This is a genomic window from Tahibacter caeni (genome assembly GCF_024609805.1).
GTDB lineage: Bacteria > Pseudomonadota > Gammaproteobacteria > Xanthomonadales > Rhodanobacteraceae > Tahibacter > Tahibacter caeni.
The window spans coordinates 1-16,229 of sequence record NZ_JANFVR010000089.1 but is presented as its reverse complement, the minus strand read 5'-3'; the positions used below and the strand labels follow the sequence as shown (position 1 = coordinate 16,229).

General features: G+C 70.6%; 12 protein-coding genes. 7 read left to right on the top strand and 5 right to left on the bottom strand.

Going from position 1 to position 16,229, the window contains the following annotated elements:
• Positions 1–138: 138 nt before the first annotated feature.
• Positions 139–837 carry an SDR family oxidoreductase gene (locus tag NON22_RS10145; protein ID WP_257386816.1) on the bottom strand — a complete coding sequence of 233 codons (699 nt, stop codon included), beginning with the start codon at positions 835–837 and terminating at the stop codon, positions 139–141.
• Between the two features lie 177 nt (positions 838–1,014).
• On the opposite strand from NON22_RS10145, the gene NON22_RS10140 reads away from it, so the two are divergent.
• Complete coding sequence (locus NON22_RS10140) at positions 1,015–3,759, top strand: M16 family metallopeptidase (RefSeq protein ID WP_257386815.1); 2,745 nt, start codon at positions 1,015–1,017, stop codon at positions 3,757–3,759.
• A 96-nt stretch (positions 3,760–3,855) separates the two neighbouring features.
• Here NON22_RS10140 and NON22_RS10135 read toward each other — a convergent pair whose 3' ends face one another.
• Both NON22_RS10135 and NON22_RS10130 read right to left on the bottom strand, forming a co-directional pair.
• Complete coding sequence (locus NON22_RS10135) at positions 3,856–4,257, bottom strand: DUF4156 domain-containing protein (protein ID WP_257386814.1); 402 nt, start codon at positions 4,255–4,257, stop codon at positions 3,856–3,858.
• 15 nt (positions 4,258–4,272) lie between these two features.
• Positions 4,273–6,336 (bottom strand): hypothetical protein, encoded by a 2,064-nt coding sequence (locus NON22_RS10130; RefSeq protein ID WP_257386813.1) that lies wholly within the window; start codon positions 6,334–6,336, stop codon positions 4,273–4,275.
• Positions 6,337–6,713: 377 nt separating this feature from the next.
• Here NON22_RS10130 and NON22_RS10125 point away from each other — a divergent pair, with 377 nt between their 5' ends.
• The 6 genes from NON22_RS10125 (at position 6,714) to NON22_RS10100 (ending at position 13,802) form a co-directional block, all read left to right on the top strand.
• A complete protein-coding gene (locus tag NON22_RS10125; protein WP_257386812.1) occupies positions 6,714–7,730 on the top strand; it encodes a 3-oxoacyl-ACP synthase III in 1,017 nt (338 codons plus the stop codon).
• A gap of 99 nt (positions 7,731–7,829) precedes the next feature.
• Positions 7,830–8,729 (top strand): alpha/beta fold hydrolase, encoded by a 900-nt coding sequence (locus NON22_RS10120; protein ID WP_257386811.1) that lies wholly within the window; start codon positions 7,830–7,832, stop codon positions 8,727–8,729.
• Positions 8,730–8,748: 19 nt separating this feature from the next.
• Positions 8,749–9,477, top strand: a complete 729-nt coding sequence (locus tag NON22_RS10115) for a M50 family metallopeptidase (protein ID WP_257386810.1) — start codon at positions 8,749–8,751, stop codon at positions 9,475–9,477.
• A 133-nt stretch (positions 9,478–9,610) separates the two neighbouring features.
• Positions 9,611–11,269, top strand: a complete 1,659-nt coding sequence (locus tag NON22_RS10110) for a fatty acid CoA ligase family protein (protein WP_257386809.1) — start codon at positions 9,611–9,613, stop codon at positions 11,267–11,269.
• Positions 11,270–11,514: 245 nt separating this feature from the next.
• On the top strand, positions 11,515–12,384 hold the full coding sequence (locus NON22_RS10105) for an NAD(P)-dependent oxidoreductase (protein WP_257386808.1): 870 nt from the start codon (positions 11,515–11,517) through the stop codon (positions 12,382–12,384).
• A 95-nt stretch (positions 12,385–12,479) separates the two neighbouring features.
• Positions 12,480–13,802, top strand: a complete 1,323-nt coding sequence (locus tag NON22_RS10100; protein WP_257386807.1) for a PQQ-dependent sugar dehydrogenase — start codon at positions 12,480–12,482, stop codon at positions 13,800–13,802.
• A gap of 77 nt (positions 13,803–13,879) precedes the next feature.
• Here the strand turns inward: NON22_RS10100 and NON22_RS10095 are convergent, their stop codons facing one another.
• Both NON22_RS10095 and NON22_RS10090 read right to left on the bottom strand, forming a co-directional pair.
• The gene (locus NON22_RS10095; protein ID WP_257386806.1) at positions 13,880–14,488 is read right to left on the bottom strand and encodes a thioredoxin family protein; all 609 of its coding nucleotides are present in this window, start codon (positions 14,486–14,488) and stop codon (positions 13,880–13,882) included.
• Positions 14,485–16,229, bottom strand: a 1,745-nt coding sequence (locus tag NON22_RS10090; RefSeq protein ID WP_257386805.1) for a protein-disulfide reductase DsbD family protein, incomplete at its 5' end; no start/stop codon positions are given. The genes NON22_RS10095 and NON22_RS10090, both read right to left, overlap by 4 nt.

The following is a 16,229-nucleotide window of genomic DNA, read 5'->3' as shown; positions in this document are numbered from 1 at the left end:
GCGACCTGGCTGGACGTCCAGGCGCTCGGCAAGGCCGGCACGCCGGCGCCCGCGGCGCTGGCTCCCGGTGTCGAACCGGCCGGTCCGGCCGTGCGCTTCCCGGCGCCGCCGGCGGCGCCGGCCGCGAAGGCCGGTTGATCACCAGGGTATGTCGCGGCCGTCCTCGCTCGCGATGAAGCGGCCCGCGTCGGCGGGCCGCAGCGCAAGCGCACGGTCGATCAGCAAGGTCGCGGCCTGGTCCACTGCCAGCGGCGCGTTCGCGCCGCCCATGTCGGTCTGCACCCAGCCCGGATGGAATGCAGCGACGACGATGCGCTGCGGCGACAGCTCGGCGGCGAGCAGGCGCGTGACCATGTTCAGCGCAGCCTTGCTAGCCGCGTAGCTCGGCGTGCGGAACGTGTCGGTGCCGGCGATCGACCCCATGATCGTCGACACATTCGCCACGCGCGCGCCGCCGGCGTGCTTCAGCAGTCCGGCGCAGGCCTGGGTCAGCAGCAGCGCGCCGGCCGCGTTGACCGCGAAACTTTCCATCAGCGACTTCGCGGCGACCTGGCCGAAGCGCTCCCCCGAAATCAGCACGCCGGCATTGTTGACGAGCAGGTCGACATGATCGGTGACGAGCGCGGCCTCGCCGGCGAAGGCCGCGATCGAACGTTCGCTGGTCACGTCCAGCGGCATCACGTGCAGATGGCCCGGATGGCTGCCGGCCAGTTCGGTCAGCCGCCGCACCTGCGTCTTGCGGCAGGCGGCGATCACGCGCCAGCCGCGCTGCAGCAGCTGCTGCACGAGTTCCAGGCCCAGGCCGCGATTGGCTCCGCTGACGATGGCGACGGGCATGTCCGGCTCCTGGCGGCGGCGACGAACCGCATGCTGCGTCAGCGGCGAGCATCGATGCAACCTCGGCCGGCGGGCTGAACTTCACCGGTCGCGCGCGGTCTGCGGCCGATTGCACGTCGTGGCGGCCGTCGCTAGCCTCGACCGATCGCCACGGCGAAATTTCCTCGGGAGCTCTTCATGCGCAAGACGCCAGCACTGACCCTTGGCCTGCTGCTCGCCGCCGGCCGCTGTTTCGCGGCGCCCACGACGGCCGACGCCATCGACATTCCGTTCGAACGATTCCAGCTGTCCAACGGCCTCACGGTCGTCGTGCACGAAGACCGCAAGGCGCCCGTGGTCGCGGTCGGCGTCTGGTATCACGTAGGCTCCAAGGACGAACGGCCGGGCAAGACCGGCTTCGCCCATCTGTTCGAGCACCTGATGTTCCAGGGCTCGGAAAACTATCGCGACGAATTCTTCCGTCCGCTGGAGCAGGTCGGCGCGACCGACCGCAACGGCACGACCAACGCCGACCGCACGAACTATTTCGAGACCGTGCCGACGACGGCGCTGGACATGACCCTGTGGCTCGAGTCCGACCGCATGGGCCATCTGCTCGGCGCGATCGACCAGAAGGTGCTCGACGAGCAGCGCGGCGTCGTGCAGAACGAGAAGCGCCAGGGCGACAACGAACCCTACGGTTTCGCCTACGAACGCATCCTGCAGGCCAGTTTTCCCGAAGGTCATCCGTACCGCTGGGAGACCATCGGTTCGATGGACGACCTCAACGCGGCCAGCCTCGACGACGTCAAGCAGTGGTTCCGCGACTACTACGGCGCGGCCAATACGACGGTCGTGCTCGCCGGCGACATCGACGTCGCGACGGCGAAGGAGAAGATGCAGAAATACTTCGGCGCGATCGGCGCCGGGCCGCCGCTGGCGCGCCGCGAAGCCTGGATCGCGCCGCGCAGCGAGTCCACGCGCGACGTCGCCCAGGACCGCGTCGCACAGGTGCGCATCTACCGCAGCTGGAACGTGCCGCCGCGGCATACCGCCGATCTGACGCGACTGCAGCTCGCCGCCGCGGTGCTCGGCGGCGGCAAGACCTCGCGCCTCTACGAGCGTCTGATCTACCGCGAGCAGCTCGCCGACTCGGTCAGCGTCGACGTGCAGGCGCTGGAGCTCGCGAGCCTGTTCGGCGTCGAGGTCGACGTGAAGCAGGGCGTCGATCCCGCGCGCGTCGAGCAGATCCTGGCCGAGGAATGGCAGCGCTTCCTCGACAAGGGGCCGACCGAGGAAGAGCTCAAGCGCGTGAAGACCGCGACGTTGGCCGGCCTCGTGCGCAGCGTCGAGAAAGTCGGCGGCGGCGGCAAGGCGCGCGTGCTGGCCGAAGGCCAGGTGTTCGCCGGCGACCCGGCCGCCTACAAGAAGTCGCTCGCGCGCATGGATGCGACGACGGTCGCCGACGTGCAGGCCGCCGCGAAGACCTGGATCGCGCGCGGTGACTACACGCTCGTCGTCGAGCCGTTTCCCGACTATGCGGCCGCGGCCGACACCGTCGACCGCAGCAAGGGTCTGCCGACGGTCGATCGCTTCCCGGACCTGAGCTTCCCGGCGCTGGAGCGCGGCAAGCTGCGCAACGGCATCGAAGTCGTGCTCGCGCGGCGCAGCGCCGTGCCGGTCGTGCAGCTCAGCCTGCAGTTCGACGGCGGCTATGCCTCGGACCAGCAGCGCAAGCTCGGTACGGCGTCGTTCACGATGTCCATGCTCGACGAAGGCACGCGCTCGCTCGATGCGCTGCAGATCGCCAAGCGCCAGGAAGAACTCGGCGTCGGCATCAGCGCCGGCGCCGATCTCGACGTCAACGCGGTCAGCATGAACGCGCTGAAGGCGCAGCTTGCGCCGTCGCTCGCGCTGTTCGCCGACATCGTGCGCAATCCGGCCTTCAAGCCCGCCGACATGGAGCGCGTGCGCGGGCTCTGGCTGTCGGGCATCGCGCAGGAACGTACGCAGCCCGTCTCGATCGCGATGCGCCTGCTGCCGCCGCTGGTCTACGGCGCCGGCCATCCGTATGCGATTCCGTTCACCGGGTCGGGCACGGTCGAGTCGGTGCGCGCGCTGACGCCGCAGGATCTCGCCGACTATCACCGCGACTTCATCCGCCCCGACAACGCCCGCATCATGATCGCCGGCGACGTCACCCTGGCCGAGATCACGCGCGAGCTCGACGCGGTGTTCGGCGACTGGAAGGCGCCGGCCGCGCCGCTGCGCAAGCCCGTCGTCGCCGACGTCGCCCAGCCGGCCAAGCCGCGCGTGTTCCTGATGGACCGCCCCGGTGCGCAGCAGTCGCTGATCCTCGCCGGCGAGACCGCGCCGTCGGCGCGTGCGCCGAACTACCTCGAGATCGGCACGATGAACGCGATCCTCGGCGGCAATTTCACCTCGCGCCTGAACATGAACCTGCGCGAGGACAAGCACTGGGCCTACGGCGTGCGCAGCCTGATTCCGGCCGCCGAAGGTCCCGGCCTGTTCCTGCTCTACGCGCCGGTGCAGACCGACAAGACTGCCGAGTCGATCGCCGAGCTGCTCAAGGAGACGCGCGACATCGCCGGCTCGCGGCCGGTCACGCGCGAGGAGATCGACAAGGTCCGCAACAACGACATCCGCGAGCTGCCGGGCCGTTTCGAGACGACCGGCGCCGTGCTCGGCGCCGTCATCGACATCGTGCGCCACGGCCGTCCCGACGACTACGTGCAGACCTTCAAGCAGCGCGTCGAGAACCAGAAGGAAGCCGACATCCGCGCCGCCGCGAAGGAAGTGGTCCGCCCCGACGCGCTGACCTGGGTCGTCGTCGGCGACCTGGCCAGGATCGAGGCCGGCGTGCGTGCGCTGAACCTCGGCGAGGTCAAGGTCGTCGACGCGGACGGCAAGGTCGTGCGCTGAGGCTCCGCGCGAACGAGATCGGCGCTGCGGCGGTCAGCGGCGCGTTGCAGCGCTCGATCTCACTTTTTCCACAACGCAGATTTCTTCCGGCGCCGCTCAGCGTACCGGGAACGTCTGTGCTTCCTCGCCCTTGCCGCGCGCGGGTGCGTCCGGAGCCTGCCGGCGCGCGGCGTTCGCGGCGCGGGCGCTGCCGCAGCGGTAGGCGGCGAAGGACTGCTCGCCGTTGCGCGGTTCGCCGAGTGCGACGAGCGTGTCGGCCGGCAGGCTCACGGCCTGGTTGCGCGCGAGCGTTTCGAGCTCGTCCTTGACCTTGAGATCGTTGCGGTCGTACGGGCCTATGCGGTCCTTGACCGACACGCTGACCTCGCCGGCCTTGTCGCAGCCGTCGACGCGGCCGTCGTAGGCCACGCGCACGTGCGCGCCGCCGTCCTCGAGCTTGACCCAGGTACAGCCGGCCAGGGCGGCCAGCGCGGCGCAGAGCAGCAGCGGATTTTTCATTGTCGTCGGGTCTCGTCAGTTGCCGTTGCAGGCGGCGGCGCCGTCGGGCGCCGTCAGCCGTTCGAGGTTCAGCGCGGCGGGCGCGCCGCCGGCCGGCGTCAACGTCGCCGTGCCGTCGCTGCAGCCTAGCCGGATCTGCAGGCTCAGCGCGCCCGGGTGATTGACCACGGCGGCCGGATCGAAGCCGTCGCCGAACGCCGGGCCGGTGACCGTGGCCAGGTCCACGGTCGCGCCGGCGGCGAGATCGCCGCGGCCGACGCCGCTGGCCCAGCCGACGAAGTCGCTGCTGCCGGGTGCGCCGTAGTACATGACCAGGAAACGGTCGCCGTCGAACTGCTCGACGTGGAAGCCCGAGCCGCCGCGGCTCGGATCGAACCAGGAGCCGCTGGCCTGGCGCGGCGCGGCGCCGCCGTCGCCGCAGCCCAGGCCCGTCAGCGCGGTCAGTCGCGTCAGCGGCACGGTCCTGCGGCCCCAGGCGGGCGGCCCTTCCCAGCGCAGCTCGCCGGTGTTGCAGTCGGAGAAGCCGATGAACAGGCGGCCCCAGTCGGTCGGGTCGGGCGAGACCGCGCCGCCGTCGGGCCGGCTCGGCCGGTGGTAGACCGTGTCGAACGCGATGCCGCCGGGCACGACCTTGCCGTCGCCGACCAGCCAGGCCTGCGGCGGCTGCGTGCCGGCTGGCGGAAAGGTGAAGAAATAAACAATGGCGCGTCCCCCGGCGAGCACTTCCAGCGCGATGCCCTCGCCGCTGCGCGACGGGTCGAACCAGCTGCCGCTGAAGCGCGCGTCGACCGCGACGGGCGCGGCGCGCGGCGGCACGCGCGCGTCGAACGAGGCCGGCACGTAGGTGTCGTCGAAGCGGCATTCGCCGCTCGCCGCGATGCCGAGGCAGCTCTGCTGCAGCTGCGTCACCGTCGGCTTGGCGCCGCCGTCCTTCCATTGGCGCAGCGCCTCCCAGGCGACCTGGCCCTCGGCGTCGGAGAAGCCGCAATGGCTAGGCGCGCTCTCGCGCACGACGGCGCTGAGCAGCTGCGATTCCGGCGTCTTCTGGCGCAGCACGTACTGGTGCTGCGGAATCACGAGCTCGTCGCCGCTGGTATGCAGCGACAGGATCTTGGCCGCGCCGACGTCGCCGCGGAAGTCGGAATGCCAGTCGAATTCGACGGCCGCGGCCGGCTGCGCGGCGACGCGGCGGATGCGGCTGTCGAGGTCCGCGTCGGAATACGCCGCGCCGATGTTGCCGAACGGATTGCGCTCGCCCATCTTGTCGGGCGCGCGCAGCACGTCGCTGAGCACGAACGTGGAATAGGCGATGTTGGTCAGCAGGAAGCGTTCGTCCTGGATGCCGCTGATGCGCTGCAGCCGCGCGAGACGCTCGCGCATGCCGTTCGTGCGGATGCTCTGCGGCAAGGTGATGCCGGTGCAGACCGTGACGCTGAGCAGCGCGCTGCGCACGTCCGGATCGAGCTCGAGGTTCTCGAGATTGTCGGGAATGTCGTCGAGGTTGTAGGCCCAGGGATAGGGCTCGGCGCCGGTCTTCAGGCGGCCGTTGTCGACGTCGGCGCAGACCAGGTCATAGGCCAGCCGCAGATCGAGGCCGCTGTCCCAGGCGCGCGAGCCGGCGACCGGCGGGCACAGCGCGAGCACGCCCTTGATCAGCGGATTGAGTTCGCGGTCTTCGGCCAGCTTCAGCGCGATCAGTCCGCCCATGGAACCGCCGAACGGCACGAGCTCGCCGGGATCGCCGACGTCGCGGCGGAAGATGTCGAGCAGTTCCTTGTTCTCGTCGACGGCCTGCAGCAGCGCCCAGCCGCGCGTGCTGAAACCCGAACCGGCGACCGCATAGCCTTCCTGCAGCGCGACGTCGCGCAGCGGACCGAGGCCGGGGTCGGTATCGACGGAGAAGTTCAGGCCGTGCTGATACAGCACGAGACCGTCGCCGGGCTGCCAGCCGTCGGGCACGGCGATGGCGTAATGGGCGCCGGAGGGCGCCTGCCCCTGCAGCTCGCGGACGGCGGCCGCCGGCGCGCCGAGTCCGAGGGCCAGCAGGCCGGCCGCGATGAATCGAGTCCCTGGTTTCATGATTTCCCTCCCGGCAAACGGACGACGTGGAACCTTAGCCGGCCCAATCTGAATGCTCGCACGGCGCCGGCGCCGTCTTGCCTCTCGCAGCCGGCGTGCCAGCCGCGGCCGCATGGAGCCGGGCGGCAACTCCTTGTGTCCGCGTGATTTTTCCGGGACGCGGCAATGTCCTCTGCGGCGCCGGCCGGGCGCAGCGCCCGCCAGGCCTCGACCGCGTCATGCGTTCTGCAGCCGCGACGCTTGCGCCTGTGTCCGAACCTGCGTCGCCGAGGCCCGGAACCGGCCGCGCGAGGCGGTCCGGCCGGGCCGCCGGAGACTTGTTCAGACCCTGCGTAGGCTATAGCCTTCGCGGTCACCCTCCAGCGGCACCTCCTCCAATGCTCTTCAAGCACGTCGCCATCGCCAGCGTTGCTCATATCGACGCGCCCGTCCGTCTGACTTCGGCCGAACTCAACGAGCGCCTCAAGCCCACGATCGAGCGCCTCGGCATACGCGACAACGTGCTCGAGGACATCGCCGGCATCCACGCGCGGCGCATCTGGGACAAAGATACCCTGCCGTCGGAAGCTGCGACCGCCGCGGCGCAGAAGGCCCTCGCCGAATCCGGCGTGCCGCACGAGAAGATCGGCATCCTGATCAACACCTCGGTCTGCCGCGACTACCTCGAGCCGTCGACCGCCAGCATCATTCACGGCAACCTCGGCCTGGCCGACACCTGCCAGAACTTCGACGTCGGCAACGCCTGCCTCGCGTTCCTCAACGGCATGGACATCGCCGCGCGCATGATCGAGCGCGGCGACATCGAGTACGCGCTGATCGTCGACGGCGAGACCTCCAATCTCATCACCGAGAAGACCATCGAACGCATGCTCTCGCCGGACATCGAGGAAAAGGAATTCCGCAGCGAATTCGCCTCGCTGACGCTAGGCTCCGGCGCCGCCGCGATGGTCATGGGCCGCGCCGAGCTGCTGCCGGAAGGCCACCAGTTCCTCGGCTCGGTCACGCGCGCCGCGACCGAGTTCTCGCACCTGTGCCGCGGCAATCTCGACCGCATGATCACCGACACGCGCAGCCTGCTGATAGAAGGCCTCAAGCTGGCCGGCAAGACGTTCCAGGCCGCGCGCGCCGCGCTGGGCTGGGCCATCGACGAGCTCGACGAGTTCGTGATCCACCAGATCAGCCGCGTGCACACCGAAGAGTTCTGCCGCCTGCTCGGCATCGATCCGAAGAAGGTGCACGCGATCTTCCCGGAGCACGGCAACATCGGTCCGGCCTCGGTGCCGATCGTGCTGTCCAAGCTCAAGGAGATGGGCCGTCTCGAGAAGGGCAAGCGCGTCGCGCTGCTCGGCATCGGCTCGGGCCTGAACTGCTCGATGGCCGAAGTCGTCTGGTAAGGCCGTGCCCGCGGCCTCCCGTGTGCGGGAAACCGGCACGGGCTCGGCTATCATGCCGCCGCCGCGGCTAGCGCCGCCTGACGAGTGCCGACGCCGCGCATGCCTGTCCTGCCCGACTACCCGTTCCGGGGTCTGCGTTTCACCCATGCCAACGGCCTGAGCCAGCATTACCTCGACGAAGGCGCGCGCAGCGCGCCGCCGGTGCTGATGCTGCACGGCAATCCGTCCTGGTCGTACTACTGGCGCCGCCTCGTGCTCGGCCTGCGCGACACGCATCGCTGCATCGTGCCCGACCACATCGGCATGGGCCTGTCGGACAAGCCCGACGACAGCCGCTACGCCTACACCCTGCAGTCGCGCGTCGACGACCTCGATGCGCTCGTGCAGCACCTGATCGACGAAGGCGCACCCGAGCGCGGCTGGACCGTGGCCGTGCACGACTGGGGCGGCATGATCGGCCTGGCCTGGGCCTGCCGCCGGCCCGAACGCGTCGCGCGGCTGATCGTCACGAACACCGCCGCATTCCCGAATCCGAAGGGCCGGCGCATTCCAGCCGCGCTGCGCCTGGGCCGCGATTCGCGCCTCGGCGAATGGCTGATCCTGCAGCACAACGCCTTCGCGCGCGGCGCCGCGCGCTGGGGCGTCACGCGGCCGCTCGCGCCGGACGTGCGCGACGCGTTCCTGCATCCGTACGACACGCCGGCCAACCGCCTGTCGACCCTGCGCTTCGTGCAGGACATACCGCTCGGCCCCGGCGACCGCGCCTGGTCGCTGGTCGAACGCACCGGCAACGAGCTGGCGCAGTTCGGCGACCGGCCGATGCTGATCGCCTGGGGCTTGCGCGACTTCGTCTTCGACAGGGCTTTCCTGGCCGAGTGGCGCCGCCGCTTTCCGGGCGCCGAAGCGCACGAGTACGCGCAGGCCGGCCACTATCTGCTCGAGGATGCGCACGAGCAGCTGGTTCCGGCCGTCCGCGACTTCCTGCAACGCACTGCCTGACCACGAGCGAGGCACGCCCATGAGCGGATTCTCCGACGGATGGCGCTGGGGCGAACTGGCCGGCCTGGCCGCGCTGGCGGTACTGCTGCTCGTGCTCTGGCAGATCCCGGGCATCGGCTTCGTGGTCTATCCGTTCCGCCTGTTCGGCACCTTCGTGCATGAGATCAGCCACGGTCTCGCCGCGCTCGCGACCGGCGGCGATTTCCACCGCTTCACGGTCAGCCCGGACCTGTCCGGCCTGGCCTGGTCCGCCGGCGGCTGGCGCTGGATCATTTCGAGCGCGGGCTACATCGGCAGCGCCGTGTTCGGCGGCGTGCTGGTCCTGCTCGCCGCGCGCGGCGCGGCCTCGCGCGTGCTGCTGATGGTCCTCGGCATCGCGCTGGGGCTGCTCTGCCTGCTGTTCGTGCGCAACCTGTTCGGCATCGTCAGCGGACTCGCGCTCGCCGCGGCGACGTTCTTCGCCGGCTACCGGCTGCGGCCGCCGTGGAGCGACGTCGTGCTGCTCGTGCTCGCGCTGCAGCTCGTGCTCGACGGATTCAACAGCCTGTTCACCCTGCTGCGCCTGTCCGCGGCCAGCAACGTGCAGACCGATGCGTTGAGCATGGCCCAGGCCACCGGCGTTCCGGCCCTGATCTGGACCGTCGTGTGGGCGGCGATCTCGCTGGCCACGCTGCTGTTCACGCTGTACCTGGCTTATCGGCGGCGGAGCGCTCCGGCGGCGAATGCAGGAGCGGGGCGGTTGTCGTGAGCTTGCGGAATCGCGTTCCGGCGCGCACGTCGGCGCTTCGCCGCGGCGCCGCCGAACCGCAGCAATTGAAGTCCTCTCTCCCCAGGCGCGTTTGCGCCGGGGGGAAAGGGAACAAGGTCGACCGGAGCGCCGCATGAGCGATGCAGCGAACATCGCGAGCGCACTCGGCGAGATGGCGCGGCGGCGGCCCGACGCGATCGCGCTGCGCGTGCCGCGGCATGCGTCGCGCGGTCCGGCGCTGCCGGACTATCTCGACATGAGCTATGCCGAGCTCGATGCGGCCAGCGATCGCGATGCCGCGGCGCTCGCGGCGGCCGGCATCGTGCGCGGCATGAAGACGGCGCTGATGGTGCGGCCCGGCCGCGAGCTGTTCTCGCTGATGTTCGCGCTGTTCAAGCTCGGCGCCGTGCCGGTGCTGATCGATCCGGGCATCGACAAGCGTGCGTTGCGCGAATGCCTGGCCGAGGCCGCGCCCACGGCGTTCGTCGGCATTCCGCTCGCGCAGATCGCTCGGCTCGTGCTCGGCTGGGCGCGCGCGTCGGTGCGCATCGTCGTGACCGTCGGCGGACCGTTCGGCTGGGGCGGACACCGCCTCGCGCGCCTGCGCGAGAACGTGCCGGCGCCGCCGTTCGCCGCCGCGCCGACGCGGCCCGACGAGCTCGCGGCCGTGCTGTTCACGTCGGGCTCGACTGGCGTGCCCAAGGGCGTGGAATACCTGCACCGGCATTTCCTGGCCCAGGTCGAGCTGCTGCGCGAGGCCTTCGCGCTGCAGCCGGGCCACGTCAACATGCCGACGTTCCCGCCGTTCGCCCTGTTCGATCCGGCGCTCGGTTCGACCTCGGTGATTCCCGACATGGATCCGACGCGGCCGGCGAGCGCTGATCCGCACAAGCTCGTCGCGGCGATAACGCGTTACGGGGTCGACATGCTGTTCGGTTCGCCGGCGCTGCTCGACACCTTGTCGAGGCACTGCGAGCGCGAAGGCGTGCGTCTGCCGGGCCTGCGCCGCGTGATATCGGCCGGCGCGCCGGTCGCGCCGGCGATACTCGCACGGCTCAGGCCCTGGCTCGATCCGGGCGCGGAAATCTACACGCCCTACGGCGCGACCGAATGCCTGCCGCTGGCCGTCATCGAAAGCGCCGAGCTGCTGCAGGACACGCGCGCGCTGACCGAGCGCGGCGCCGGCACCTGCGTGGGCCGGCCGCTCGCGGCGAACTGCGTGCGCATCATCGCGATCAGCGACGAGCCCATCGCCGACTGGAGCGGCGTGCGCGAGCTCCGCGTCGGCGAAGTCGGCGAGATCACCGTCGCCGGACCGACGACGACCGAGGCCTACCACGCGCGGCCCGCGGCGACGGCGCTGGCGAAGATCCGCGACGGCGCGCGCGTCGTGCACCGCATGGGCGATCTCGGCTATTTCGACGCGCAGGGCCGGCTCTGGTTCTGCGGACGCAAGTCGCAGCGCGTGCGCACGGCGGCCGGCGACGTCTACACCGAACAGGTCGAGCCGATCTTCAACGCGATCGCCGGCGTGCGGCGCAGCGCGTTCGTCGGCGTCGGCGCGCCGGGCGCGCAGCGGCCGGTGCTGCTGCTGGAGCTCGAGCCCGCGGCGGCCGATGCGGCCGAGCGCATCGAGGCCGAGGCGCGCAATCGCGCGGCCGAGTTCGCGCATACGCGCGGCATCGCCGACGTGCTGTTCCATGCGCGGTTCCCGGTCGATATCCGTCACAACGCCAAGATAGGCCGCGAGGCGCTCGCGCACTGGGCGACCGTCCGGCTCGCCGCCCGTTAGCGGCGACGGTCGCGGTCCGCTTGTCGCGGAAGAACGCGTGGCGGGCGCGGTGCCGGCGAGGCGGTTCGCCGGCGGCTCACCACGGCCGGCGAATGCGGCACCGCCGCTCGCGGCCGCCTCGCGGTCTCGCGATGTGCCGCAATTCTTGCGGCGCTGCGACCAAAGTCGCCGCCGCCGCTCTTGCAACCGCGCGGTGGTATGCGCTTTGCTTGCGCTTCCGTTCCATTCTCCCGCATCGAATTCCTATGCAAGCGATCCGCGCCGGCTTCGTCGGCCTCGGCGCCATGGGCTGGTCCATGGCTGCCCACCTCCACCAGCGCGGCCTGCTCGCCGCCGTGGCCAATCGCAGCCGCGACAAGGCCGAGCGCTTCGCGGCCGGGCATGCCGGCGTCGTCGCGGCCGGCGTCGATACAATTGCACAAAATTGCAATGTCATCGCGCTCTGCGTCAGCGCCGACGCCGACGTGCTCGGCGTGAGCCGCGCGATCGCGGCGAACGCGGCCCCGGGCACCGTCGTCGTCGACCATTCCACCGTGTCCTCGACGACCGCGCGTGCGGCCGCGGAGTTGCTGCGTGCGGCGGCGGGCGATTTCGTCGACGCGCCGGTGTCCGGCGGCGTCGAAGGCGCGAAGAACGGCAAGCTCTCGGTGATGGCCGGCGGCGACGTCGCGACAGTGGAGCGCGTGCGCCCGGTGCTCGACGCCTATGCGGCGCGCGTCACGCACATGGGCCCGGTCGGCGCCGGCCAGAACACCAAGGCCGTCAACCAGGTGCTGATCGCCGGCATCGCCCAGGCCGTGACCGAGGGCCTCGCGCTCGGCGAGGCCCTCGGGCTGGATCCGGCCGCGCTGCTGCCGACGCTCGGCGCCGGCGCGGCCGGCAACTGGTTCCTCGAAAAGCGCGGCGCGACGATGCTGGCGAACCAGTTCTCGGTCGGCTTCAAGCTGGGCCTGTTGCACAAGGACCTCGGTATCGTGCGCGAGCTCGCGCTGGCCGCGGGCACCGACCGCAGCGTCATCGAGAAGTCGTTGGCCGACTACGCCGAGCTCATGGCCCGCGGCCATGCGGACGAGGACATCTCCGCGCTGATCCGGCTGAAACGGCCGCAGGTCTGAACCGATGTGCGCGCCGTCACGCCGGCGCGACGTCGTGCTGGTTTCTACACGGGGGGCGGCGTAAAACGGAGCGCCTCTCGCGACGGAGCTTCACCATGCGCCTCACTGCTGCATCAGCGGCGGCCGCCTTGTTGGCGGCCGCATCATCGACCTGCCTGGCCGCGCCGCCCGCCGGTCTCTTCCTGGCCCGCGTGCCGAACGCCTCGACCACGTTCTCGACCCCGGTGGCGCTGCGTGCGCCGAACGACGGCAGCGGCCGCCTGTTCGTCGTCGAAAAGGGCGGCTCGATCCGCGTCGTCAAGAACGGCGCCCTGCTACCCACGCCGTTCCTGACGCGTTCGGTCACCGCCGCCAGCGAAAGCGGCCTGCTCGGCCTGGCCTTCCATCCGAACTTCGGCAAGGTCGGCCTGCCGCACAACGACGAGTTCTACATCTTCTACACGCGCCCGTCGTCCGACCCGATGCTCGGCGACACGCCGGACCAGGTCGTCGCGCGCTATACCGTGCCGTCGCTGGATTCCGACGTGGCCGACACCAACGGCACGATCGTGCTGCGCATTCCGGACCTCGCCGGCAACCACAACGGCGGCGACATCCACTTCGGCCGCGACGGCTATCTGTACGTCTCCTCGGGCGACAGCGGTGCGCAGAACAACCCGCACGGCTTCGCCGAATGCCTCTGGAAGAAGCCGGCGGACAACAACCGCAACAGCTGCGGCACCAATCCGTCGGGGACCCAGTACTACCTGCTCGGCAAGATGCTGCGCATCGACGTCGACAACCGCGGCGGCACGGTCAGCGCCGACATGTGCGGCTCCAACGGCATCTCGCCGGCCGAATACTCGATTCCGGCCGGCAACCCGCACGTCGCGACGAGCAATACCTGCGACGAGATCTGGGCGCACGGCTTCCGCAATCCCTGGCGCTTCAGTTTCGACCGCCTCGACGGCCGCCTCGTCATCGGCGACGTCGGCCAGGGCAGTTACGAGGAAATCACGGTCAGCGCCGACGGCGTCGGCGGTCTCGACCACGGCTGGAGCCGCTGCGAAGGACGGCATTACTTCACGACGTCGGGAACGGGCACGACCTGTCCGTCGACGACCTCGACCGTCGCGCCGGTGCTCGAATACAGTCATTCCGCCGGCTGTGCCGTGACCGGCGGCTTCGTCTACCGCGGACCGTATGCGCCGATGCGCGGCACTTATTTCTACGCCGATTCCTGCAGCAGCGACCTGTGGTGGTCCGAATCCACCGGCAGCACCTGGGATTCCGGCGGCATCAACCGGCTGACCGGCCTCGGCACGGGATCGGTCTATGGCTTCGGCGAAGACGTCGACGGCAACGTCTACATCACGCGCTCCAACGGCCAGGTCCAACGCATCACGACCGACGGCATCTTCGCCGACGGTTTCCAGTGAGCGGACGGTTCGGCTGAAAAAGACGGGAGGGCGAAATCGCCCTCCCGTTCCCGTTCCAGCCAGAACTGTCCGGGGCGTCAGCTGCCGTACTTGACCGAGCAGCCGTAGGGCTGCGACACCGGCACGCTGACGGGCTTGCCGCCGGAGAGTTCGGCCAGGGCCTGCTTCACGTACTGCGTCGCCTTCGGAATGTCGCTCTGTTCGGCGCTCTGGATCGAATCGATGCCGCCCATGTAGCGCAGCACGCCCTGGCCGTCGATGACGTACATGTGCGGCGTGGTCTTCGCGCCGTAGGCCTTGCCGACCTTGCCTTCGGGATCGAGCAGGTAGGCTGTCTGCGCGCTGTGATTGGTCTGGATCAGCGCGTTCGCGCCGGCGCCGTCGAGCTGGCCCTGCTTGCCGGGCGCGCCCGAGTTGATCGACAGCCAGACCACGCCGGACGCCGTCGCTTCTTTCTGTTGCGCCTGCATGTTGCCGCTGCCGTAGTGCTTCTTGACGAACGGGCACTCGGCGTTGGTCCATTCGAGCACGACGGTCTTGCCCTTGAACTCATCGAGGCTGCGCGTCTTGCCGTTGCTGTCGGCAAGGCTGAAGGCCGGCGCCGGCTGGCCGACTTCGACCTTGGCGAGGACCGGCACGGCCGTGCAGGCCAGTGCGGCAGCGAGCATCGCGGAAATCAGTTTCATGGTGGACTCCGGGTGGCGGGTGGCGAGGAGGCGCCGGCCGCCGCGCGCGTCAGCGCCGCGTCGACCAGGCCGGGGGTGAGCAGCTGCGGCAGCACTTCGGGTGCGCCGCCGCCGCGCGGGTAGACCACGTAGAGCGGCACGCCGCTGCGCGCGAATCCGGCGAGATAGCGCGTGATCGCGGCGTCCTGGCTGGTCCAGTCGCCCTTGAGGTAATGGATGCCGTCGCGGCGCAGCCGGTCGGCGAACGTGCCCGACGACAGCGCGACGCGTTCGTTGGCCAGGCAGCTGATGCACCAGGCCGCCGTCATGTTGACGAAGACCGGCTCGCCGCCGCGGCGCAGCTCGTCCAGGCGCTGCGGGGTCCAGGCCTGCCAGAGTTCGCCGGTGGCGGCGTCGCCGGTCGCGGCGGGGCGCGCGGCCAGCCGCGGTATCGCAGCCAGCGGCGCGAACGCGAGCAGCAGCAGAACGACCACGGCCGCGCGGCGCCAGGCCGCGCCGTGGGCCTGCAGCTGGCCGCGGCCGTGGAGCAGCAGCGCCGCGACCAGCACGACCAGTCCGGCCAGCACCAGCGCCGTCCCATCCGCGCCGACTTGGTGCATGAGCACCCAGACCAGCCAGATCGCGGTCAGGTACAGCGGCCAGGCCATGAGTTGCTTGAACGTGTCCATCCAGGCGCCGGGCCGCGGCAGCCAGCGCGCGAGCAGCGGCACGAAGCTCAGCACGACGATCGGCAGCGCCAGGCCGACGCCGAGCGCCGCGAACACGGCCAGCGCCGCCGCGGCCGGCTGGGTCAGCGCATAACCGAGCGCGGTTCCCATGAACGGCGCGGAGCACGGGCTCGCGACGACGCAGGCGAGCAGTCCCGTGAAGAAGGCCGGACGCGCGCCGCCGCCGTCGGTCAGCGACTGGCCGATACCGCCGAGCCGCGCGCCGATCACGAAGCCGCCCGACAGGCTCAGGCCCATCGCGACCATCAGGTAGGCGAGCACCGCGACGAGGGTCGGCGACTGCAGCTGGAAACCCCAGCCGAGCTGGTTCCCGGCCCCGCGCAAGGCTAGCAATACCGCGGCGAGCGCGATGAAGCCGGCCACGGCGCCGGCCAGATAGGCCAGTCCGTCGCGGCGGGCGGCGGCCGGCGCATGCGCGGTCTCGGCCAGGCCGAGCGCCTTCAGCGACAGCACCGGAAACACGCAGGGCATGAGGTTCAGCACGAGCCCGCCGGCCAGCGCGAGCAGCACCGCCGCGAGCAGGCCGCTTGCGGTTCCGTCGCCCGCGGCGGGCGCGAGTGTCCCGGACCGGTCGGTTCCGGATCGGCCGGAAAGTGGGGGGCCTGGATTCGCGCCCGAATCCCCGCCGGACTGGCCGGAAAGTGGATGTCCCGGATCGGCGGAAGCGGGTGTCCCGGATCCGCCCGCAGCGGCGCCTGGCAGGTCCGCGCCGGGCCAGGCCGCGCGGACCTGCCAGGCGCGTACGTCGCTGCCCTTGCGCTGCACGAGCACGAGGTCGAACGGCGCTGTCGGCGTCTGGAAATAGTCGCTGTGGGCGGTGGCTATCGTCAGCACGCCCTCGGCTGCGGCGATCCGCACCGGCGTGTTCGCGAGGATCTGCGGCTGTACGGCGAACGCGTCGAGCGCGTCCGCCGCGGGCAGGCCGTCGCCGCGCAGGCGGATCTCGACCTGGTCGCCGCCGGCGGCGACCTCGGCCGACCAGGGCATGGGCTGCGGCCGCTGCGCCAGCGCCG